Here is a 1,762-nt window from a genome sequence, read left to right on the forward strand (position 1 = left end):
CGAGTATGAGAGCATTGACGAGCTGAACCATCTGGCCTGCCTGCTGTCGGAGCTGTCCCAGGACGAGCTGGCAGTATTCGAGGCCGTCATGGACAGCGGGGAGTATACCGGCAGCGTGAAAGATTTGATCAATCTCTCTCAAAATCTGGACCGCTACAATTTTTATTCCGGCGTTCACACCGAGGAGGACCTGGGGCGAATGTATATCCAGGAGTTTGAAGCTGTTCAAGTGCCGGAGGGTTTGATTGACTACATCGACTATGAGGCATACGGGCGGGACGTGCGGATCAACGAGAGCGGCCACTTCGCCCCCGGCGGCTATGTGGTAGGGGATAATTCTTTTACGGAGCATTACCACGGGGTCGAGGACATTCCCGACGAACACCGGGTATTCTCCATGCCTAAAGTGCCCATCCGGGAGCAAATGGCCGCCTATCAGGAAATGGCGAAACAGGCTCACCCGCCCGCCGAGCGCCCCGCGCCCAAGGCGGACCGGGAGGAGCGGTAGCCCTCTGGACACCGTGTCCAGAGGCGGGAGGTGATGATTTTTGGTAGATGAAGATATTTCCCGGCGGACGATAGCTCTTTCCATCCGAACGGGGAAGTTGACGGCGCGGACGCTGGCCTGGGCGCTGCGGGCGGCGGGCCGGAAGATCCAAAAGGAGCGGCAGGCCCACAAGACGCCCCACGGCAGGCAGACCATCCGACAGCTAATGAAGCAGGGCGAGGCTACCAACAGTCTCCCCGTGGAGGCCCCCAGGGAGTTTGACCGGGTGGCCCGGCGCTGGAATGTGGACTACGCCTTTTACAAGAACGGCGAGGGAAAGTATCTGCTGTTCTTCAAATCCAAGCAGGCCGACGCCATCACCGCCTGTTTCGGGGAATACTCCCACTGTATCATGGACCGGCCCAGGGCGCGGCGCGTCCCCATCCTGGAGCGGATGAAGCGGGCCGGGGAGCTGGTGCGGGGCCAGGAGCGGACCCAGGAGCGGAAAAAGGAGGCGGCCCGTGAAGAAAGGTAGCTTGAAAAAATACCTCCTCCCCAACCTGCCCTACCTGTTCATGGCCTGGGCCTGTTTGAAGCTGGGGACGGCCTACCGGCTGGCGGCTGGGGCCAATGTTGGGCAAAAGCTGGTGGGCATGATGGCGACGATCAACACGGCCTTTGCCTCCCCCGCCCCTGGGCTGGACCCGGTGGACTGGCTGGTGGGGATCGCGGGGGCGGCAGCCATCCGACTTTTCGTCTACGTCAAGGCCAAGAACGCGAAAAAATTTCGCCGTGACGAGGAGTACGGCAGCGCACGTTGGGGCGGTCCTAAAGACATAGCCCCTTTCGTCGATCCCAAGTTTGAGAAAAATGTGATCCTCTCCGGGACGGAATTTCTCACCACCAACACCCGGCCCAAGAACCCGGCCAACGCCCGGAACCTCAACGCCTGCGTCATCGGCTCCAGCGGCTCCGGCAAGACCCGGTTCTGGCTCACCCCCCAGCTCCTCCAGGCCCACTCCTCCTATGTGGTGGTGGACCCCAAGGGCGAGGTGCTGTCCCAGGTGGGGTATTTCCTCCAGAAGAAAAAAGGGTATAAGATCAAGGTTTTCAACAGCATTGATTTTTCCCGCTCTATGCACTATAACCCCCTGGCCTATATCCAAAACGAGGCGGATATTCTGAAATTCGTGAATACCCTGATCGCCAACACCAAGGGAGAGGGCAAGGAGGGGGACCCGTTCTGGACCAAATCGGAGACGCTTTTATACTGCG

General features: G+C 59.8%; 3 protein-coding genes. All 3 read left to right on the top strand.

Annotation, left to right across the window (positions count from 1 at the left end; genetic code table 11):
• On the top strand, positions 1 to 508 hold a 508-nt coding region (locus QZ332_RS13610; RefSeq protein ID WP_295766430.1), incomplete at its 5' end, for an antirestriction protein ArdA.
• Positions 509 to 548: 40 nt separating this feature from the next.
• Positions 549 to 1,022 carry a PcfB family protein gene (locus QZ332_RS13615; RefSeq protein ID WP_363324044.1) on the top strand — a complete coding sequence of 158 codons (474 nt, stop codon included), beginning with the start codon at positions 549 to 551 and terminating at the stop codon, positions 1,020 to 1,022.
• A partial coding sequence (locus tag QZ332_RS13620) for a type IV secretory system conjugative DNA transfer family protein (protein ID WP_295766432.1) occupies positions 1,009 to 1,762 on the top strand: 754 nt, incomplete at its 3' end. The genes QZ332_RS13615 and QZ332_RS13620, both read left to right, overlap by 14 nt.

This window comes from uncultured Oscillibacter sp., from assembly GCF_910584465.1.
Lineage (GTDB): Bacteria > Bacillota > Clostridia > Oscillospirales > Oscillospiraceae > Oscillibacter.